The 19,605-nt window shown below is 71.0% G+C and carries 15 protein-coding genes; 4 read left to right on the top strand and 11 right to left on the bottom strand.

Going from position 1 to position 19,605, the window contains the following annotated elements:
- Positions 1 to 75: 75 nt before the first annotated feature.
- Positions 76 to 3,354, bottom strand: a complete 3,279-nt coding sequence (locus tag ACIBK0_RS33065; RefSeq protein ID WP_399088093.1) for a tetratricopeptide repeat protein — start codon at positions 3,352 to 3,354, stop codon at positions 76 to 78.
- Between the two features lie 119 nt (positions 3,355 to 3,473).
- On the opposite strand from ACIBK0_RS33065, the gene ACIBK0_RS33060 reads away from it, so the two are divergent.
- Positions 3,474 to 3,977, top strand: a complete 504-nt coding sequence (locus ACIBK0_RS33060; protein WP_399087979.1) for a DUF2165 domain-containing protein — start codon at positions 3,474 to 3,476, stop codon at positions 3,975 to 3,977.
- A 27-nt stretch (positions 3,978 to 4,004) separates the two neighbouring features.
- Here the strand turns inward: ACIBK0_RS33060 and ACIBK0_RS33055 are convergent, their stop codons facing one another.
- Complete coding sequence (locus ACIBK0_RS33055) at positions 4,005 to 6,590, bottom strand: bifunctional FO biosynthesis protein CofGH (RefSeq protein ID WP_399087977.1); 2,586 nt, start codon at positions 6,588 to 6,590, stop codon at positions 4,005 to 4,007.
- Positions 6,591 to 6,921: 331 nt separating this feature from the next.
- On the opposite strand from ACIBK0_RS33055, the gene ACIBK0_RS33050 reads away from it, so the two are divergent.
- Entirely contained in the window at positions 6,922 to 8,457 is a 1,536-nt protein-coding gene (locus ACIBK0_RS33050; protein WP_399087975.1) for a CehA/McbA family metallohydrolase, read from the top strand.
- 184 nt (positions 8,458 to 8,641) lie between these two features.
- On the opposite strand, the gene ACIBK0_RS33045 is transcribed toward ACIBK0_RS33050, so the two are convergent.
- The gene (locus ACIBK0_RS33045) at positions 8,642 to 8,833 is read right to left on the bottom strand and encodes a hypothetical protein (protein WP_048456904.1); all 192 of its coding nucleotides are present in this window, start codon (positions 8,831 to 8,833) and stop codon (positions 8,642 to 8,644) included.
- 171 nt (positions 8,834 to 9,004) lie between these two features.
- Here ACIBK0_RS33045 and ACIBK0_RS33040 point away from each other — a divergent pair, with 171 nt between their 5' ends.
- Positions 9,005 to 10,138 (top strand): glutathione-independent formaldehyde dehydrogenase, encoded by a 1,134-nt coding sequence (locus ACIBK0_RS33040; RefSeq protein WP_399087972.1) that lies wholly within the window; start codon positions 9,005 to 9,007, stop codon positions 10,136 to 10,138.
- 124 nt (positions 10,139 to 10,262) lie between these two features.
- On the opposite strand, the gene ACIBK0_RS33035 is transcribed toward ACIBK0_RS33040, so the two are convergent.
- Genes ACIBK0_RS33035 through ACIBK0_RS33025 form a run of 3 tightly spaced genes read right to left on the bottom strand, consistent with a single transcriptional unit; the run spans position 10,263 to position 12,714 of the window.
- Complete coding sequence (locus tag ACIBK0_RS33035; protein WP_399087970.1) at positions 10,263 to 10,979, bottom strand: TetR/AcrR family transcriptional regulator; 717 nt, start codon at positions 10,977 to 10,979, stop codon at positions 10,263 to 10,265.
- 44 nt (positions 10,980 to 11,023) lie between these two features.
- A complete protein-coding gene (locus ACIBK0_RS33030) occupies positions 11,024 to 11,932 on the bottom strand; it encodes an SDR family NAD(P)-dependent oxidoreductase (RefSeq protein ID WP_399087968.1) in 909 nt (302 codons plus the stop codon).
- 32 nt (positions 11,933 to 11,964) lie between these two features.
- Complete coding sequence (locus ACIBK0_RS33025) at positions 11,965 to 12,714, bottom strand: SDR family oxidoreductase (RefSeq protein WP_399087966.1); 750 nt, start codon at positions 12,712 to 12,714, stop codon at positions 11,965 to 11,967.
- A gap of 165 nt (positions 12,715 to 12,879) precedes the next feature.
- Here ACIBK0_RS33025 and ACIBK0_RS33020 point away from each other — a divergent pair, with 165 nt between their 5' ends.
- Positions 12,880 to 13,275 carry a nitroreductase family deazaflavin-dependent oxidoreductase gene (locus ACIBK0_RS33020; RefSeq protein WP_399087964.1) on the top strand — a complete coding sequence of 132 codons (396 nt, stop codon included), beginning with the start codon at positions 12,880 to 12,882 and terminating at the stop codon, positions 13,273 to 13,275.
- A 122-nt stretch (positions 13,276 to 13,397) separates the two neighbouring features.
- Here ACIBK0_RS33020 and ACIBK0_RS33015 read toward each other — a convergent pair whose 3' ends face one another.
- From ACIBK0_RS33015 to ACIBK0_RS32995, 5 genes are all read right to left on the bottom strand, one after another.
- Positions 13,398 to 14,852: an aldehyde dehydrogenase family protein gene (locus ACIBK0_RS33015; RefSeq protein ID WP_399087962.1), complete on the bottom strand. Its 1,455-nt coding sequence runs from the start codon at positions 14,850 to 14,852 to the stop codon at positions 13,398 to 13,400.
- A complete protein-coding gene (locus ACIBK0_RS33010) occupies positions 14,849 to 16,579 on the bottom strand; it encodes an amidohydrolase family protein (protein ID WP_399087960.1) in 1,731 nt (576 codons plus the stop codon). The genes ACIBK0_RS33015 and ACIBK0_RS33010 overlap by 4 nt, the downstream gene beginning before the upstream one ends.
- 14 nt (positions 16,580 to 16,593) lie before the next feature.
- Positions 16,594 to 17,712 (bottom strand): LLM class flavin-dependent oxidoreductase, encoded by a 1,119-nt coding sequence (locus ACIBK0_RS33005; protein WP_399087958.1) that lies wholly within the window; start codon positions 17,710 to 17,712, stop codon positions 16,594 to 16,596.
- Positions 17,713 to 17,844: 132 nt separating this feature from the next.
- Positions 17,845 to 18,630 (bottom strand): SDR family NAD(P)-dependent oxidoreductase, encoded by a 786-nt coding sequence (locus ACIBK0_RS33000; RefSeq protein WP_399087956.1) that lies wholly within the window; start codon positions 18,628 to 18,630, stop codon positions 17,845 to 17,847.
- 21 nt (positions 18,631 to 18,651) lie between these two features.
- Positions 18,652 to 19,590: an LLM class F420-dependent oxidoreductase gene (locus tag ACIBK0_RS32995; protein ID WP_399087954.1), complete on the bottom strand. Its 939-nt coding sequence runs from the start codon at positions 19,588 to 19,590 to the stop codon at positions 18,652 to 18,654.
- Positions 19,591 to 19,605: the final 15 nt, after the last annotated feature.

Below are 19,605 nucleotides of genomic sequence, written 5' to 3'. Positions count from 1 at the left end.
GACCCACCAGATCGCAACAGATCACTTATTAACGTTGTTCAGTCGCCCCTTCCGGTCACCCCTCCCCCTCCCGGGTCACTCCGCGTATCGCGCCCGTATGGCGTCCCGTGCCCGGCTCACCCGCTCCAGCCGGGGCGCGAGGCTGCTCCGGTCCGTGCCGGGACTGTCCATGAGCTCGCCGAGGAGAGCGGCCAGCCAGGCCATGTCGACCCACTCGCGGGGCTCGGAGATCAGCCGGGTGAGGCGGTCGTCGAGGGCGGGCCAGTCCGCCAGGCCCGCGTCGATCACGGCGTGCAGGAAGTCGGAGGCGCCACTGGTCAGCTCCCAGCCGAAGGCCCGCTCGGCGGCCGCCTGCCACAGCGGCCGGGCGGCGGCCGCCCCTTCGTCGCCGCCGACCGTCATCGCGAGACAGAACGCGCCGCCCGCCGTGTGCCGCGCGCGCATCCGCTCGGCCGTGCGCCGCGCCTTCGCCCACTCCCCGGACTTGCGCTCCGCCCGCGCCAACTCCTCCAGCCCGGCGGGCTCTTCGAGGCCGTGTGCGAAGGCGGCGGTAAGCGCGTCCTTCGCCTCCGGGGCGCGGCCGGACAGCAGATGGAGCTGGGCGAGCGTATGGTGCGCCCAGGCCAGGTCGTCGGCCTCGTCCCCTCCCTCGACGTACCGCTCCAGAGCGGCCAGGGCGTCCTCCGGTCGGCCCACCGCCAGCAGGGTGATGATCCGCCGCATCCGGTACCAGTTCCCGTCCGGGTCGAGGGCGACGGCCCGGTTCAAGTCGACCAACGCCTCGCGGAACAGGCGTAGTTCATGCAGGACGGCGCCCCGGCAGCCGTTCGTCCACGCGTTGTCCGGGTCGAGTTCGAGCGCCCGGTCCAGGTCGGTGCGGGCCTCCCCGAAGCGGCCGAGGCAGCGCAGCGCCTCACCCCGGTTCCACAGCACCCACGCGCTGTCGGGCCACAGCTCCGCGGCCCGCTCGGCATCGGCGTACGACCGCTCGTAGGCGGCGAGCCGGCGGTGCACCGCGGACCGCTGGACGAGCGCCCACGCGTAGGAGGGGTAGAGCTCCAGGGCGCGGTCCAGATCCCCGAGCGCCTCCTCGTGGCGGGCGAGCCGGGTGCGGGAGACACCGCGGCTCGCGTATGCCGACGCGTACGCGTCGTCGAGCGCGAGCGCCCGGTCGTAGTCGACGAGAGCTTCCTCGTCGCGGCCCGCGACCCGCAGCGCGTCGCCCCGCTCACAGGCCACCCAGGGCAGGTCCGGGGCCAGCTCGACCGCCGCGTGCAGATCGGTGAGTTGCTCGTCGTGCTGCCCGAGGGAGCGCCGCACCCGAGCACGCCGCACTAGCGCCCAGATGTGTTCCGGGTCGAGTTCGAGCGCCCGGTCGAGGTCGGCGAGTGCGGCGTCGGTGCGGCCCATGCTGTGCCGGGTGACGCCCCGGGAGGCCCAGGCACCCGCGAGTTCGGGGTCGATCGCGACGGCGCGGTCCAGGTCGCCGAGCGCCTGCTCGTAGTGGCCCACGATCCGGTGGTAGTCACCGCGGACGAACAGGATCCGCGCCTTGCCCGGCCTGAGCGCGTCCGCGCGGTCCAGGTCGGCGATGGCGCCCTCGTAATCGCGGTGTTCGGCGCGCGTGACACCGCGTCCGTAGTACGCGCGCTCCAGTTCCGGATCGAGCGCGAGGGCCGCCTCGTACTCGGCGAGCGCCCGCTCGAAGTCGCGGTCCACACGGTGGCCGAGCCCGCGCAGCATCCGGGCGACGGCCTGGCCCCGCGCGTCGAGACCGCCCCGGTTCAGCAACAGCGCGAGCGTCTCGTGGGTGCCGTCCTCCAGCTCCTCCAGCAGGTCGCGCCCCCACTTCTGCACGGGCCCTGCGTCCGCGTCCGCGCCCGCCTCGACGAGCACCCGAGCCCACCGTCGGGCCACGGCAACGCCCTCGCCGCAGGCATCGACGACATCGCGCAGGACGGCGGGCAGCGCGCTCCGCGCCCCCGCACACAGCAGGTGATACGCCTCCGCGAGCCGCAGCTCGCGCCACGGCTCGTCGCCCCACAACTCGTCCTCGGCCAGGCCCGCTTCGGCTTCCGTCCGCCATCCGGCGAAGGTCTCCGCCAGGCGGGTGTGCCGTTCGGACCAGCCGCGTGGGGAGCGCCTGCGCTGCAGGCGCAGCATCGGGGCGCGTACGACGTCGTGGTACTGGACGCGTTCGCCGCGGTCGCTGACGAAGGGCAGCCCGCGCAGCCAGCCGAACAGGGCGTCGGCCTCGTCGTCCGGGCAGTCCACGGCGGCCCGGAAGACGTCCGCGTCCAGGCGGCGGGGCAGGGCGCAGGCCAGTGCGGCCGACCGCCGCACCGGGTCCTGCTCCCACTTGAGGAAGCGCTCGACGGCCGTCGCGCTCGGGTCGCCCACGTCGTCGGGGTCGCCGGGCCGGGACTCGGCGAGCGTCGACACGAGGACGGGGAGCCCGCCGGTGAGCCGCAGCACCTCCTCGACGACCGGCTCCGCCACCACGCCCCTGTCGGCGAGCAGCCCGCGCGCCTCGGCCTCCGTGAAGGGCTCCAGGGGCACGTCCGTCACGAAGTCCGCGAAGCCGCCCCAGCGGGCGGCGTCGAAGGGCCGCTGCCCGGCCGTGACGACCACGACGTTCGCGGGCAGCGCGCCGTGCCGGTCCGTCGTCATGACCTCGTGCAGCCAGCCGTCGAGGAAGGGGGCTGTCCGCTCGTAGGTGTCGAAGAACAACACCAGCCAGGGGGCTTCGTCGGCGGTCTTCGCCAACTCGCCGAGCAGCACCGGGGTGAGCACGCGCTCGGGCGACAGGACGAGCTGTACGTCGTCCTGGTTGCGGAACCGGGCACTGAGCCCCGCGCGTAATCGGTCGGCGCCGTGGGCCAGTTGGGCCGCGTCCAGAGCTCCCGCGAACGGGCCGACGACAGGCACCAGACCCAGCCCGACCAGACCGGCCCTGGCGGCGGCCATGCCCGCGGGTGAAGGCTGCGGCTCCAGCGTCTCCACGACCGCCGACTCCGCCTCGTGGCGCCGCTCCCGATGGGTGGCCAGCAGCCGGTCCAGCTCCTTGAGCCGGTGGCCCTGCCGGGCGAACTGCGCGCTCACCGCCGCCATCGCCTCGGGCACGCTGCCCACGCCCTCGTCGATGTACGCGGTGAGCGCCCCGCATTCCCGCGCGAGCTGCTCCAACTCCCGTACGAGGAAGGTCTTTCCGACGCCGGCGTTGCCGTGCACATGGAACAGGAACCGGTGCCGCTCGTCCTCCGGCCGAAGGTCGAAGTTCGCCCGGAACGCGGCCCGTTCCGCACCCCGGCCCACGAACCCGGCACGCCTGCGCTGCCGGATCAGCTCCTGCATCGACGGCCGCGCCTGCGCCACCCGTACGTCCCCTCGTCCGCCCGCCTCAGACCTCGCGTGTCTTCATTCTGGCCGAATGTGCGTGGGCTGTACCGGACAGTGCGGGGAAAGAGACCGGCATGGTCACACCCACCTCACGCGCCCTCCCTCTCACCGCCACCCTCCTCACCGGCACCGTCGCCCTCTACATCGCTCTCGTAGCCTTCGGGAACATCACGGACTTCGGCACCAACCAGCAGTTCGTGCGGCATGTCCTCGCGATGGACACGACGTTCAAGGACGACGACCTGATGTGGCGAGCCGTCACCAGCAAGGGCCTTCAGGACGCGGCGTACATCGCCATCATCGTCTGGGAGACCATCGCCGCCCTCGTCCTCATCTACGGGACCTGGCTCTGGGCCCGTCGCGACCACCCCCGCGCCCGCCGGATCTCCACCTACGGCCTGCTGATGCTCATGCTGCTGTTCGGCGCCGGGTTCATAGCGATCGGCGGCGAGTGGTTCGCGATGTGGCAGTCGAAGGACTGGAACGGGCTGGAGGCGGCGACCCGGGTGTTCCTGCTGAGCGGGGTCGTGCTGCTGGTCGTCCACCTGCCGTTCGGACAGACCGGCTCGGCCGCTTGACCACGGCCGCCGTCGTGCCGCCGTCCGTCACTCGAGCACCGGCAACAACTCCGGCAGATGACCGTCGGAAGCGGCGGCCGCCCGCTGCCGCTCCTCGGGCACCTCGCCGTACAGCGTCGTCCGCGGCTTCGCCGGGCGCCCCGCCGTCTCGGCCACGGCGATCAGGTCCTTGACCGACTTGTAGGAGCCGTACGACGAGCCCGCCATGCGGGAGATGGTCTCCTCCATGAGGGTGCCGCCCAGGTCGTTCGCGCCCGAGCGGAGCATCTCTGCCGCGCCCTCGGTGCCCAGCTTCACCCAGCTGGTCTGGATGTTGGGGATGTGCGGGTGCAGGAGGAGGCGGGCCATCGCCACCACGGCGCGGTTGTCGCGGGTCGTCGGGCCGGGGCGGGCGATGCCGGCCAGGTAGACCGGTGCGTTGGTGTGGATGAAGGGGAGGGTCACGAACTCGGTGAAGCCGCCGGTCCGCTGCTGGATGCGGGAGAGCGTGCGGAAGTGGCCGAGCCAGTGGCGGGGCTGGTCCACATGGCCGTACATCATGGTGGAGGAGGAGCGGATGCCCAGTTCGTGGGCGGTCGTGACGACCTCGATCCATGTGGCCGCGGGCAGTTTGCCCTTCGTCAGGACCCAGCGCACCTCGTCGTCGAGGATCTCCGCCGCCGTGCCGGGGATCGTGTCCAGGCCGGCCTCCTTCGCGGCGGTCAGCCACTCGCGGATCGACAGGCCGGTGCGGGTCGCGCCGTTCACCACCTCCATCGGGGAGAAGGCGTGCACGTGCATGCCGGGGACGCGCTCCTTCACCGCCTTGGCGATGTCGAAGTAGGCCGTGCCGGGCAGGTCGGGGTGGATGCCGCCCTGCATGCAGACCTCGACCGCGCCGACGTCCCAGGCCTGGGCGGCACGGTCCGCCACCTGCTCCAGCGAGAGTGTGTAGGCGTCCGCGTCCGTGCGGCGCTGGGCGAAGGCGCAGAAACGGCAGCCGGTGTAGCAGACGTTCGTGAAGTTGATGTTCCGCGTGACGATGTACGTGACGTCCTCGCCGACCACCGACTTGCGGACGTCGTCCGCGATCCGGCAGAGCGCGTCGAGCGCCGGGCCGTCGGCGTGCAGCAGCGCGAGCGCCTCGTCGTCGGTGAGCCGCGTCGGGTCGTCGGCGGCCGTCGCGAGCGCCGCGCGCACGTCGGTGTCGATACGGGAGGGCACCATCCCGGGCGCCGCGGCCTCGCGGAGCGCCTCCCAGTCGCCGTAGACGACGTCGAAGTCGTCCCGGCGGTCGCCGGTGCGGCCCTCGGTGTCGATCGACACATGCAGGTCGATGCGTCCGGAGGAGGTGAAGGCCTCTTCCGGCTCCTGCCACGGATGTCCCTCGACCACCGCGTCCTCGCGGGCGAGGCCCGTCTGCGGATCGGCCAGCGCGCGCACGTGCGGCAGCAGCCGCGGGTCCAGCCAGGGCTCGCCGCGCTGCACGAACTCGGGATAGACGCAGAGCCTTTCGCGCAGTGCGAAGCCCGCGGCGGCCGACTCCGAGGTGAGCAGCTCGATCTGCGGCCAGGGCCGCTCCGGGTTCACGTGGTCGATGGTCAGCGGCGAGACCCCGCCCCAGTCGTCGATCCCCGCGCCGATCAGCCGCCCGTACTCACTGTCGACGAGATTCGGCGGCGCCTGCAGGCACGCAGCCGGGCCCATGATGTGCCGCGCCACCGCGACCGTGGCCACCAGCTCGTCCAGCTCCGCGTCCGGCATGCCGCGCATCGCGGTGTCCGGCTTGGCGCGGAAGTTCTGGATGATGAGTTCCTGGATGCCGTGGTACGACCGCGACACGCGCCGGAGCGCGAAGAGGGACTCGGCGCGCTCCTCGTACGTCTCTCCGATCCCGATCAGCAGGCCGCTGGTGAACGGGACGGAAGACCGGCCCGCGTCCTCCAGCACGCGCAGCCGCACCGCCGGTTCCTTGTCGGGCGAGCCGTGGTGCGGCCCACCCGGCTCGGACCACAGCCGAGTCGCCGTGGTCTCCAGCATCATGCCCATGCTCGGCGCGACGGGCTTGAGCCGCTGGAAGTCGGTCCACGACATCACCCCGGGGTTGAGGTGCGGAAGCAGTCCGGTCTCCTCCAGAATGCGGATCGAAATGGCCCGTACGTACGCGATCGTGTCGTCGTACCCGTGCGCATCCAGCCACTCGCGGGCCTCGGGCCAGCGGTCCTCCGGCTTGTCGCCCAGCGTGATCAGGGCTTCCTTGCAGCCCAGTTCGGCGCCCCGGCGTGCCACGTCGAGGACCTCGTCGGGGGACATGAACATCCCGTGGCCCGCCCGGCGCAGTTTGCCGGGCACGGTGACGAAGGTGCAGTAGTGGCATTTGTCGCGGCACAGCCGGGTCAGCGGGATGAAGACGCTCTTCGAGTACGTGATGACGCCGGGGCGGCCCGCAGCCTCGAGCCCCGCGTCCCGCACTCGGGCGGCGGACACGGCCAGGTCGTCGAGGTCCGCTCCGCGCGCCTGCAACAGCACCGCCGCCTCGGTGACGTCGAGCGCGACGCCGTCCCGCGCACGCTTGAGCGCGCGTCGCATGGAGTTCGCCGTCGGCCCGGTCCCGGGAGTCGCGGAAGTCGTCATCCTTCGAGCATACGATCGCGTTGATCAGGCATTGCAGGCCCGGGCGTATTCCTCGCGCGCGGCGGATCGTTACAGGGTGGTACTGGTACCGGCCGAGCAGGTCCGGCAGGGCGTCGCGGGGGGTGACAGCGGTCGGGCCTCCGCACAAGCCGCAGCCACCGGTTCAGCGCACGCCGCAGCCACCGGTCCCGTGCAAGCCGCCGGTTCCGCGCAAGCCGCCGATTCCCTTCCCGTGCACCGGCGTTCACGGCCGAATACCAGGGTTGTACGTGTCACACCCTCCCCTGACTATGTCATGTCACTGTCACGCTCAACACCTGGGAGCAGCAGCATGTGCGAGGACGACCACGGAAACGGGATGGCCAGACGCGCCCTGTTCGTGACGGGTGCCGCCGCCGCGCTTACGTTGGGAAGTGTGAGCTTCTCCAACGGCCCCGCAGCCGAAGCGGCAAGCAACCAAGAGACGAAGACGGTACGCGGCACCCTTCCCATCGGGTCGCCGGACTTCGTGTACCTCCCGGTCGAAGTCCCGCACGGCGTGCGGGAGATCAAGGTCTCCTACACGTACGAGAAGCCGTCCGTGCCCGCCGGCACCATGGGCAATGCCCTCGACATCGGCATCTTCGACGAGCGCGGCACCGAGTTGGGCGGCCGGGGCTTCCGCGGCTGGTCGGGCGGGGCGCGCACCGAGTTCTTCCTCCGCGGCGACGACGCGACCCCCGGCTACATCCCCGGCCCCCTTCGCCCCGGCACCTGGCACATCGCGCTGGGCCCGTACACGGTGGCGCCGCAGGGACTGCCGTACGAGGTCACGATCACCCTCACGTACGGGGAGCCCGGTGTCGTGGCGCAGCCGACATACCCGCCCTCGCGGGCGAAGGGCCGCGGCCGCGACTGGTACCGCGGCGACTGCCATCTGCACTCCTGGTACTCGGACGGCCGCCGCACCCCCGCCGAGATCGCGGCGCTGGCCCGCGCGGCAGGGCTGGACTTCATCAACACGTCCGAGCACAACACTCACTCCTCGCACGCGCATTGGGCGGACCAGGCGGGTGACGACCTCCTGATCATGCTCGGCGAGGAGGTGACGACGAGGAACGGCCACGTCCTGGCCCTCGGCACGGACCCGGGCACCTTCGTCGACTGGCGCTACCGGGCCCGCGACAACCGCTTCGGCAAGTACGCGCGCCAGATCCGCCGCGCCGGGGGCCTGGTCGTCCCCGCCCATCCGCACGCCACCTGCGTCGGCTGCGGCTGGAAGTTCGGCTTCGGGGAGGCGGACGCGGTCGAGGTGTGGAACGGCCCGTTCACCCCCGACGACGAGGTGTCCCTGGCCGAGTGGGACAACACGCTGGTCGCCGCCGTGCGCTCCGGCCGCGACTGGATCCCGGCGATGGGCAACAGCGACGCCCACCGCGACCCCGACCCGATCGGCACCCCCCAGACGGTCGTCCTGGCCGACGACCTGACCCGCGAGGCCATCCAGGCCGGCATCCGCGCCGGCCGCTCCTACGTGGCCGAGTCGCAGCTGGTCTCCCTCACCTTCACGGCATCAGGCCCCAAGGGCGAACACGCGGGCATCGGTGAACGCCTCCGCGTGGACAAGGACACCCCGGTCACCATCCGCCTTGAGGCCACCGGCGCCCCCCGCTGCACCATCCGTCTCGTCACCGACCAGGGCGTCCTCTTCACCAGCGCGCCCCTGCCGGTCTCCGGCTCCGGCACGGCCGAGTGGCGGACGACGGCGGCGTACGCGGCGTACGTACGGGCGGAACTGCGTCACGAGGTGGCGGTGGGGCCGCTGCCGGGGGCGTTGGCGGCGTTCACCAATCCGATCTTCCTGGGGGCACCCGGCGAGCAGGAGTAGCACGCAAGGACAGCCGCAGGTGAGCCGGTCCGGACGGGGCCATGGGGTCCACGGGTGAGGTCCCCCGGGCCGGCCAAGCGGCTGCGGAGGGTGGACGGTTGCTCTGGGCTCCGGTGCCCGCCGGCCCAGGCGGGAGTGACATCGCACGGCGTCCGCTGCGCAGCCATGGGCGGCGCAGGCGGGGTCAGCGGTCGGCGATGTCCTCGCGGAGACCGTCGGAGAATTCCCACCACGACAACGGGAGCCAGTCGCCGTTGACGAAAGCGTCGACAGTGGCGCCTCGACCGCGGACAGTCACGGTCGTTCCCGGCGGGTAGGTGGTTCCGGAGAGCCCGGGCACGGCGACAAGCAGTGTTCCCAGTCGTTGCGCTGACATTTTCGCCCTGCCTCTCCATTTCCCGATACGGCACCGGGGTAGATATTCGTTACGACATTACCGGGTTGTCCTATCAGGCAGGGCGGAGAATCATGAGAGATAGGTCACGCGGAGAAAGCGGGCGGGGGGCGGCAACCGGATCACACGCATCGCCGAGCCGAGGTGGCAGCAATGAAAGCCGTCGTTTACAAGGAACCGTTCACCGTGGCGGTCGAAGAGGTTGAAAAGCCCAGCATTCAGCACCCGAACGATGTGATCGTACGGGTCACCTCCACCGCGATATGCGGCTCTGATCTGCACATGTACGAGGGCCGCACTGCTGCCGAGTCCGGCATCGTATTCGGCCACGAGAACATGGGAATCATCGAGGACCTGGGCGATGGCGTCACCACGCTCAAGGAGGGTGACCGCGTGGTCATGCCCTTCAATGTCGCCTGCGGGTTCTGTATCAACTGCGTCGAGCGATTCACCGGATTCTGTCTGACCGTCAATCCCGGTTTCGCGGGCGGAGCTTACGGTTATGTCGCCATGGGGCCCTGGATGGGCGGCCAGGCGGAGTATCTGCGCGTTCCCTACGCCGACTTCAACTGTCTGAAGCTGCCGGAGGGAACCGAGCACGAGAGCGATTTCATACTGCTCGCCGACATCTTCCCCACCGGCTACCACGGCTGCGAACTCGCCGACGTTCGTCCCGGCGAGAGCGTCGCGGTGTACGGCGGAGGGCCGGTCGGGCTCATGGCCGCCTACTCGGCTCTGCTGCGCGGCGCCAAGAAGGTGTTCGTCGTGGACCGTGTCCCCGAGCGGCTGCAGAAGGCCGAGGAGATAGGCGCGGTACCGATCAACTTCGCCGAGGGTGACCCGGTTGAGCAGATCAAGGAGCAGACCGAGGGCATCGGCACGGACAAGGGCGTGGACGCCGTGGGCTACCAGGCGACGGCGCACGGCACGGACCGCGAGGAACCGGCGACCGTTCTGAACTCGCTCGTCGGTACGGTCCGGGCCACCGGAGCGCTCGGCATACCCGGCCTCTATGTCCCGTCCGACCCCGGAGGCCCGGACGAGCAGGCCAAGCACGGCATGCTCCTCGTCTCGATCGGCAAGCTCTTCGAGAAGGGTCTGCGGCTGGGTACGGGACAGTGCAACGTGAAGCGCTACAACCGGTACCTGCGCGACATGATCATCGAGGGCAGGGCCAAGCCCAGCTTCGTCGTGTCCCACGAACTGCCCCTGGATCAGGCGCCGTCGGCGTACGACAAGTTCGACAAGCGCATCGAGGGCTACACGAAGGTGGTGCTGCACCCGTAGCCCCGTAAGACAGGAACCGCCGGCTGCGTCGGGGAATCGCGCCCCGCCGCAGCCGGCTGCGGCTGACGGTCCGGTGAGCCGGCGACGGGGTATTCCTCCGCGACGGCCACCGCATGATCCCGCCCTACTCGGGCGGCGTGTTCGAGAGGCGGTCAAGCCACTCGGAGAACAAACCGCCCTCGGCCGGGGTGAAGGCCGGGCTCGGGGTCTGGCGGAGGAGGGCGCCCAGGCGGGTCGCGGTGGCGGGGACGCCGGTTTCGGCCGGGGTGGTCGTGGCCGGCGTACGGGACTGCGTCACGTCCGGGGTGAAGACCACCGCATGGACCGCGTCCCGCACCCGGCGGGAGACCGTCCGGTCGGTGAAGGTCGCCGGGCGGGAGACGAGCATCAGGGCGACGCCGACGTTGGCGGACATGATGATCTGGGCGGCCAGTTCCGGGGCGAGGCACAACATGCCCTGCTCGGCGGCTCGCCGGAGGTCCGCGGTGAGGATCTCGTGGGACTCCAGTGCCGCGGCCGGCGGCGTCCGCATGGCCGGGGAGTTCATGAGGCGGTAGAGGTTCGGGTTCTGGAGTGCGAACTCGGTGTGGGAGTCCCAGCCGTCGCGCAGGTCCCGCACCGGGTCCGTACCGGGTCGGCGTTCGCGCTTGGTCGCCAGGTACTTCTCCCAGCCGTGGTCGACGACCGCCGACAGCAGGCCCTCCTTGTCCCCGAAGTGGCGGTAGAGCGCCGGGGCACCGACCCCGGCGGCCTCGCAGACCGCCCGGGTCGATACGTCCCCGTTCGGGGACTCCGCGACCAGGGCGGCCGCCACTTCGAGAATGCGCGCTTTCGTACTCACGGGAGCGACGCTATCCGAGGTCGTACGGCTGGTCATGTGCCTGGTCACAGGGCCGTCTCGTGCGGGGCGAGGAGGTCCTCCAGGCCGATCCTCGTCAAGAACTGTGCCCGGATGCGGTCCGCGACCCGGCTGACCTCCTCGGAACCGTCGTTCGACGGGTCGACATGGACCCGGAAGGGCCGCTTTCCGTGCGGGGTGTCGACGACCTCGACGATCGCGTCGGCCACCTGGGACACGTCCGCGTCGGCGGGCGCGAGGGCGGCCAGGCGCTGGGCGACCTGGTCCATCAGGCCCGCGTAGCGCTCCTCGTACGCCGGGATCACGGTCTGCTGCGAGGGGTGACCGCCCGTGGCGAAGTGGTTCGTGCCGGAGGTGAAGGCGCCCGGCACCACGATGGTCGTCTCGATGTCGAAGCGGGCCAGCTCGGCGGCGTACGACACGGCGAGCGCGTCCATCGCGGCCTTGGCGGCGAAGTACGGCGCGAGATACGGCGGCGTGCCGCCCCTGCTGGACGTGGAGCCGACCCACAGCACCAGGCCGTGCCGTCGCGCGCGCAGGTGGGGCAGCGCGGCCCGGTTGACGCGCTGGGTGCCGAGCACGTTGGTGTCGTAGACCGCGGCCAGTTCCTCGGGGGTGAAGGCCTCGGTCGGGCCGGTCACCATGTGGCCCGCGTTGTGGACGACGACGTCCAGCGAGCCGGTCTGCGCGAGCACGGTGTCGACGGCGGCGTTCGCCGACTCCTGGGACAGGACGTCCAGTTCGACCGTACGCAGATCCACTTGGTGCTCGGCGGCGTACTCCGCGGCCTGAGCCACACGGCTCGCGTTGCGGCCCGCGGTGTCACGCATCGCCGCGTAGACCGTGTGTCCGGCGCGGGCGAGTGCGCGGGCGGACAGGGCGCCGAAGCCGGAACCGGCGCCGGTGATGAGGATCGTCTTGGCTGTGACGGACATGGTCGAACTCCAAGGATGAAGGGTCGGGGGGATTACGCGATGCCGCCGTTGGCCCGGACCACCTGGCCGTTGACCCAGCGACCGGCCGGTCCCGCCAGGAAGGCGACGACCCCGGCGATGTCCTCGGGGGTGCCGAGGCGCTCCAGCGGCGGCTGGGCGGCCATCCGCGCGATGGTCTCCTCGTCCTTGCCGTCCAGGAACAGGGCGGTGGCGGTCGGCCCGGGGGCCACGGCGTTGACGGTGACGTCCCGGCCGCGCATCTCGCGGGCCAGGATCAGCGTCATGGCCTCGACGGCGCCCTTCGTGGCGGCGTACGCGCTGTAGCCGGGGATGGCCAGCGCCACCACGGAGCTGGAGAAGTTGATGACCGCGCCGCCCGCCCGCAGCCGGCGCGCGGCCTGCTGGTCGACGACGAACGTGCCGCGGATGTTGGTGCGGTGCATCCGGTCGAGGACGTCGAGGTCGAGGTCGACGAGCGGGGCGAGGGTCATGATGCCCGCCGCGTGCACGACGACGTCGACCCCGCCGTACGCGGACTCGGCCGCGTCGAAGAGGGCGGCCACCTCGGTCTCGTCGGCCACGTCGGCACGGACGGCGATCGCCCGGCCGCCGGACTCGGTGATCGCGGCGACGGCCTTGTCGGCCTCGGCCTCGTTGCCCGCGTAGTTCACGACGACGGCGTAACCGTCGTGGGCGAGTCGCTCGGCGGTTTCCCGGCCGATGCCGCGGGATCCGCCGGTGACGACGGCCACGCGAGGGGAGGTGCTCGTCTGCTCGCTCATGGCATTGCTCCTTGTCGCTGCTGGGGTAGCGGTGATTCGCACCCCGACAGAAGCAACGCTAACACCAATACGGTAGCGACGCTACCTTCGGCCGTAACAGCGCTACGCCCGCCCCACCGGCCCGTGTAATTTCAGGGGCGACGAACAGGAGAGGCGGCCCCCCACATGACGCGCTACGCCGAGCTCAAGTACCGGATCGTCACGCCGTTCCAGCGGCGCGTCGGCAACCCGGTGCTACGCCGTCTGCCGATGCAGACCGTGCTGGAGACCACGGGCCGGAAGTCCGGTCTGCCCCGCCGCACCCCGGTGGGCGGCCGTCGTGTCGCCGACTCGTTCTGGCTGGTCTCCGAATACGGGGAGAGGTCCCAGTACGTGCGCAACATCCGTGCCGACGCGCGGGTGCGCGTCCGCATCAGGGGCCGCTGGCACAGCGGCACGGCCCACCTTCTCCCGGACGACGACCCCAGGGCCCGTCTGAAGACACTGCCCCGGCTGAACAGCGCGGCTGTCCGAGCGGTGGGGGGTCGGCTGCTGACGGTGCGGGTGGACTTGGAGGACTGAGGTTCTTCGCCCCCTCCGCCCCTGCCCGTCCCTGGGGGCTGCCGCCCCAGACCCCCGCCAAAAGACTGCGCAGTTCCCCGCGCCCCCAAAAAGGGGCGCGGGGAACTGCGCGAACGGTGAACTCAACCCGGCCAGACGATCGCCTGCACCTCGCTGTACGCGTGCAGCGCGTACGACCCCACGTCCCTCCCCACCCCGCTCTTCTTGAAGCCGCCGAAGGGGGCCTCCATGTTGCGGCCGACGGTGTTCACGCCCACCCCGCCGGCCCGGAGGCGACGGGCGACGCGGAAGGCGCGGGCGACGTCGCCGGACCAGACGTAGTCGATGAGGCCGTAGTCGCTGTCGTTCGCGAGGGCGACGGCCTCCTCCTCGTCCTCGAAGGGGACGACCACGACGACCGGGCCGAAGATCTCCTCGCGGACCACCCGCATGTCGGGGGTGCAGTCGGCGAGGAGGGTGGGGGCGACGTAGAAGCCGCGTTCGGGAGCGGGACGTCGGCCGCCCGTGACGACCCGCGCCCCTTCCTTCCTGCCCAGCTCGACATACGACTCGACGCGGTCCCGGTGGGCACAGGAGATGACGGGGCCGACCACCGTCCCGTGCTCCCGCGGGTCGCCCACCTTCAAGTACCCCGCGTACGCCGCGAGTTGCTCCACCAGTCGGTCGTGCACGCCCCGCTGCACCAGCACCCGCGTCGGCGCCGTACAGATCTGCCCGCTGTAGAACGAGAACGTCGTGCCGATCCCCGACACCGCCGACTCCAGGTCGGCGTCGTCGAAGACGACCGCCGCACCCTTGCCGCCCAGCTCCATCAGCTGCCGTTTCATCCCCCGGCCGCACACCTCGGCGATCCGCTGCCCGACGGCGGTGGACCCGGTGAAGCTCACCATGTCCACGTCGCCACAGTCCACCGCGGCCTCCCCCACCTCCGGGCGCGAGCCGCTCACCACGTTGACCACCCCCGGCGGCGCGCCCGCCGCCTCCAGCGCCTGCGCCATGCGGTACACGGACAGCGGGTCCTGCGGGGCCGGCTTCACCACCACGGTGTTGCCCATCGCCAGCGCGGGGGCGATCTTGCCGGCCGGGTTCGCCCAGGGATTGTTGTACGAGGTGATGCAGGTGACGACCCCGACGGGCTGACGTACGGCCAGCGCGCCCATCACGGCCGCCTTGCCGAAGGGCCCGGCCTCGTTGATCTGCGGCGGCAGCGGCTGCTCGACGGGCTCCACCTTCGCGTAGCGCCGGAAGCGGGCCATCCCGACGCCCACCTGCATTCCGCGCGCCGTCCCCGTCGTCGCGCCGCTCTCCGCCCGGGCGAGTTCGGCGTAGGGGACGACGTTGCGCTGGATGATGTCCGCCGTCCGGCCGAGGACGGCGGCGCGCTCCTCGGCGGACGTGCGCGACCACGCCTCGAAGGCCTCGCGGGCCGCGGCCGCGGCCGCGTGCACCTGCTCCCGCGAGGCCTCCGGCGCCCGCCCGACGACGCCCTCGGTCGCCGGGTCGATCACCTCGTAGTAGCCGTGGTCGGGCGCGACCCACGACCCGCCGATGAACAACCGCTGCTCGTCGTCGCTCACTTGGTGCTCACCGTCCGCGTGTCCCGCCCGGAGCGCAGCACCTTCCCGGGCACCGCCCCCGTCACCACATCCCGCCGTATCGCCTCGACCCCGTTGACCCACACGGCGCTCACCCCGATCGCCTTCGAGTCGAGGCGCGGACTGTCTCCCGGCAGGTCGTGCACCAGGGTGGCCTTCCCGGCGTCGATGCGTTCCGGGTCGAAGAGCACGAGGTCCGCATGCCACCCCACCTCGATACGTCCGCGCTCGCGCAGCCCGAACAGCCGCGCCGGATCGTCCGTCAGCATCTGCACGGCCCGCTCCAGCGTCACCAGCCTGCGCCCGCGCAGGCAGTCCCCGATGAAACGGGTGGTGTACGGGGCTCCGCACATGCGGTCCAGATGGGCGCCCGCGTCGGAGCCGCCGAGCATGACGTCCTGGTGCTGCCAGGTTTCGGCACGCAGCGCCCATGAGTCGGGGTCGTTGTCGGTGGGCATCGGCCACAGCACCGTACGCAGGTCGTCGCCGGCGCAGATCTCGACCAGGCACTCGAACGGCTCCTGGCCGCGCTCGGCCGCGATGTCGTTCACGACCCGCCCGGTCAGGCCTTCGTTCGCCGCGCTGTACGTGTCCCCGATGACGTACCGCCCGAAGTTGGCGAGCCGCCGGAAGACGCCCGCCTCCTTGGAGTCCGCCCGCCTCAGCATCTCGGCCCGTACGTCCGGATCGCGCAGCCGAGCGATCCGCTCGGGCACGGGCAGCCCCAGGATCGGCCCCCAGCCGGGGATCAGGTTCAGCGCGCAGAAGGTGCCGAGCGACATGTTCATCGGCGTGAGGATCGGCATGGTGAGCGCGACGATGCGGCCGCCGGCCTTGCGGGCTCGCTCGCTCGCCTCCAGCTGCCGGGGGACGCGCTCGGGTACGGCTGAGTCGATCGTCAGGACGTTCCAGTTGAGCGGGCGGCCCGCCGCCGCACTCATCTCCACGAACAGATCGATCTCGGCGTCGCTGAACTGGTCGAGACAGCCGGCCACGATCGCCTCGATCTGGGTGCCCTCGTGCTCGCCCACGGCCTTCGACAGAGCCAGCAGCTCAGCGGGTTTCGCGTGCCGGGAGGCGACCGGTTTCCCGTCGCCGTCGGAGTGCGTGGAGGACTGGGTGGTGGACAGACCCCACGCTCCGGCGTCCATCGCCTGGTGGACGAGGGCGAGCATCTGCGACAGCTGCTCCTCGGTGGGCTGCCCGCCCACCGCGTCCGGCCCCATCACGTACCGCCGCAGCGCGCAGTGTCCCACCATGAAGCCCGCGTTGACGGCGATCCGTCCCTCCAGTGCGTCCAGGTACTCGCCGAAGGTGTGCCAGTTCCAGGGTGCGCCCTCCTCCAGAGCGACCAGGGACATGCCTTCGACCTTGGACATCATGCGGCGCGTGTAGTCGGCGTCCTCGGGCCTCGCGGGGTTGAGCGGGGCGAGGGTGAAGCCGCAGTTGCCGCCCGCGACCGTGGTGACCCCGTGGTTCAGGGACGGGGTCGCGTACGGGTCCCAGAAGAGCTGGGCGTCGTAGTGCGTGTGCGGGTCGACGAAACCGGGGGCGAGGACGAGCCCGGCGGCATCCTCGCTGCTCCGGGACGGCTCGGTCACCGTACCGATCACGGCGATACGGCCGTCGCGTATCCCCACGTCAGCGGTGTACGCGGGCGCGCCCGTCCCGTCCACGACGGTCGCGCCCTTGATCAGGTGGTCGAGCATCGCGGTGGAACCCCCTAAGCAGCCTGGCGGAACCGGGTCGTCCGATGTACCGGATCCGTGTCGATCTTCGGAATCACGTGCTCGCCGATCAGCCTGATCGTCTGCAGCGTCTCCTCGCGCGCCACCCCGACCGGCAGTCCGAAGGAGAGCTGGTCGGCGCCCGCCTGCTCCCAGCGCTTGCACTGGGTGAGCACCTCGTCCGGGTCGCCGCAGATCAACAGCTCCTCCTCGATGAGGAGTTCGACGAACTCCTCGTTGTACTCCGGGAGCGTCTCGGGCCACACGGGGAAGCCCTCGGGGCGCGGGAAGGTGTCGTGGTAGCGGAAGACGAGGGAGGGCAGGTAGTGCAGCCCGCCGCCGACCGCGATCCGGATGGCCTCCTCGTGCGTCGGTGCGCAGATCGCGGTTGTCGTCACCATCACGTTGTCGTTGACGAAGTCCCCGATCGGCTCGGCGTTCACGACCGCCGTCTTGTACTGCTCGAGGACCCACTCCATGTCGGAGACCTTCTGCACGCTGAAGCCGAGCACTCCGAGGCCCTTGCGGGCGGCCATGGCGTACGAGGGCGGCGACCCGGCGGCGTACCACATGGCGGGGTGCGACTTGCCGTACGGCTTGGGCAGCACCTTGCGCGGCGGGAGCTGCCAGTGCTTGCCTTTGAACCCGGCGTACTCCTCCTGGAGCCACATCTTCGGGAACTCGCCGATGGTCTCTTCCCAGATCTCCTTGGTGTAGTTCATGTCGGTGATGCCGGGGAGGAAACCGAGGATCTCGTGCGAGCCGGCGCCGCGGCCGCTGCCGAACTCGAAGCGGTTCTGGGAGAGATGGTCGAGCATGGCGACCTTCTCGGCGACCTTCACCGGGTGGTTGACCTGGGCGAGCGGGTTGAAGATCCCGGAGCCGAGGTGGATACGGTCCGTCGCGTGCGCCAGATAGCCGAGGTAGACGTCGTTCGCCGAGAGGTGCGAGTACTCCTCCAGGAAGTGGTGCTCGGACGCCCAGGCGTACTTGAAGCCGGACTTGTCCGCCTGGATGACGTACTCGGTCTCCTCCATCAGCGCCTTGTGCTCCGCGAGCGGATCGGTCTCGGCCCGCTTGCCCACGTATCCCTGTACAAAGAGCCCGAATTCCAAGGAGGTTCACCGTCCCCAAATTAGGATCAGCCCGATCTGACGTACCGTCAGATTCATCTGCCGCCGACTGTGGCACCGCGCCCATGCACCGTCAATAGCTGACGCCATGTCAGCTGATGGCCCGATGCCCGATCAGAGAACGCTCACCCCCGCAAGCCACCCCCCGTCGATCACGAACGGCTGGCCGGTGATGTACGAGGAGTCCTCGCCGCTCAGGAAGAGGGCCAGGCGGGCCACCTCCTGCGGCCGGCCGATCCGACCGAGCGGCACCAGCTTGCGGTACAGCTCGTCGAGCGCCTGAGCGGCCGCCGCGCTGTCGGCGGGGTCGGCGTCCGGGTCGAGCTGGGATGGGTTGCTCATGGCGGTGTCGATGGCGCCCGGACAGACGGCGTTGACCCGGATCTTCTTGGCGGCGAGCTCCAGGGCGGCCACGCGCGTCAGCCCGACGATGGCGTGCTTGGTCGCCGAGTACGCCCCCACCCACGCCATCCCGGTGAGCCCCGCGTACGAGGCGGTGTTCACGATGGTCCCGCCGCCTGCCGCCGCGATCTCGGGGGCGACGGTCTTGATCCCGAGGAACACCCCGACCTGGTTGACCTGCACGATCTGCTGGAACTCGTCGAGAGGCGTGTCGACCAGCTCGTTGAAGCGGAGGATGCCGGCGTTGTTGACGAGGCCGTCGATGCGCCCGTACGCCGACTTCGCGGCCGCCGTCGCCGCGCGCCAGTCGGCCTCCTGGCTCACATCGAGGTGCACGTACCGCGCGCCGATCTCCTTGGCCAGGGTCTCGCCCTGGTCGTCGAGCACGTCGGCCAGGACGACCTGCGCACCCTCCTCGGCGAACAGCCGTGCCTCCTGCTCGCCCTGCCCGCGCGCCGCTCCGGTGATGAGGACGACACGTCCGTCCAGCTTGCCCATGGCTCTCCTTAGGGGTGAGGCTCAGAGGTGAGGCGCGACGTCCGCGCCGAACGCCGTGATCTGGTCGGCGAGTTCGCTACGGCTCCTGCTGCGGAACCGCACCTGTATCTGGTGCACGCCCATCGCGCGGTACGCCCGCAGCGACTCGGCGAGCGTCTCGGGCGCCCCGTGCAGCGTGCGCCGCCCGACGTCCCAGCCGGGCTCACCGACATAGAGGGGCTCGGCGATCGCGCCGACCACGACGGGCTCGGTGATCCCCGCCTCGTCCCTGATCCGGCGCAGCTTGGCGATCTGCTCCGGCAGCCGGCCGCGTGGATCCCCCTGCGGCAGCCAGCCGTCCCCCCGGAGCGCGGCCCGGCGTACGGCGGCGGGCGAGGACCCGCCGACCCACACGGGCACCCGCTCCTGCGCGGGCCGCGGCCGCTGCCCGAGCCCCTCGAAGTCGTACAACTTCCCATGATGGACGGGGAATTCATCCGGCCCGAGCGCGGCGCGCAGCGCGTCGATCGTCTCGTCGAGGACGGCTCCCCGGCGCTCGAAGTCGGCCCCGACCGCCTCGAACTCCTCCTGTACGTGTCCGGCGCCGACCCCGAGGATCAGGCGCCCTCCGCTCAGGTGGTCGAGGGTCGCGTACTGCTTTGCGGTCACGAGCGGATGCCGCAGCCCGACGATCGCGACATGACTGAGCAGCCGTACGCGCTCGGTCACGCCCGCCAGGTGGGCGAGGGTGGCGACGGGGTCGTACCAGATGGTGCTCATCGCGGGGGCCAGCCGCCGCGGGATGGCGACGTGGTCGCAGCTCGCGATGTATGCGAAGCCGGAGCGGTCGGCGGCGCGGGCGATCTCGACGAGGTCCTCGGGCCCGGCGCCCGCCTCCCACGCCTCCGCGTAGATGGTGCTCTGCGACTGGATCGGGAGCTGCATCCCGTACGCCAGTCGCCCTTCGGGCAGCACATGCATGAGCGCGCACCTCTT

This window comes from Streptomyces sp. NPDC050564, assembly GCF_044457265.1.
In the GTDB taxonomy this organism is placed as follows: Bacteria; Actinomycetota; Actinomycetes; order Streptomycetales; family Streptomycetaceae; genus Streptomyces.
The sequence above is the reverse complement of the archived record's forward strand: the minus strand, read 5'-3'. Positions and strand labels throughout refer to the sequence as shown.

Excerpts from the sequence above, each read along its gene's own strand:
- ACIBK0_RS33065 (WP_399088093.1), bottom strand. The coding sequence starts at position 3,354 with ATGCAGGAGCTGATCCGGCAGCGCAGGCGTGCCGGGTTCGTGGGCCGG.
- ACIBK0_RS33060 (WP_399087979.1), top strand. The coding sequence starts at position 3,474 with ATGGTCACACCCACCTCACGCGCCCTCCCTCTCACCGCCACCCTCCTC.
- ACIBK0_RS33055 (WP_399087977.1), bottom strand. The coding sequence starts at position 6,590 with ATGACGACTTCCGCGACTCCCGGGACCGGGCCGACGGCGAACTCCATG.
- ACIBK0_RS33050 (WP_399087975.1), top strand. The coding sequence starts at position 6,922 with ATGTGCGAGGACGACCACGGAAACGGGATGGCCAGACGCGCCCTGTTC.
- ACIBK0_RS33045 (WP_048456904.1), bottom strand. The coding sequence starts at position 8,833 with ATGTCAGCGCAACGACTGGGAACACTGCTTGTCGCCGTGCCCGGGCTC.
- ACIBK0_RS33040 (WP_399087972.1), top strand. The coding sequence starts at position 9,005 with ATGAAAGCCGTCGTTTACAAGGAACCGTTCACCGTGGCGGTCGAAGAG.
- ACIBK0_RS33030 (WP_399087968.1), bottom strand. The coding sequence starts at position 11,932 with ATGTCCGTCACAGCCAAGACGATCCTCATCACCGGCGCCGGTTCCGGC.
- ACIBK0_RS33025 (WP_399087966.1), bottom strand. The coding sequence starts at position 12,714 with ATGAGCGAGCAGACGAGCACCTCCCCTCGCGTGGCCGTCGTCACCGGC.
- ACIBK0_RS33020 (WP_399087964.1), top strand. The coding sequence starts at position 12,880 with ATGACGCGCTACGCCGAGCTCAAGTACCGGATCGTCACGCCGTTCCAG.
- ACIBK0_RS33010 (WP_399087960.1), bottom strand. The coding sequence starts at position 16,579 with ATGCTCGACCACCTGATCAAGGGCGCGACCGTCGTGGACGGGACGGGC.
- ACIBK0_RS33000 (WP_399087956.1), bottom strand. The coding sequence starts at position 18,630 with ATGGGCAAGCTGGACGGACGTGTCGTCCTCATCACCGGAGCGGCGCGC.
- ACIBK0_RS32995 (WP_399087954.1), bottom strand. The coding sequence starts at position 19,590 with ATGCATGTGCTGCCCGAAGGGCGACTGGCGTACGGGATGCAGCTCCCG.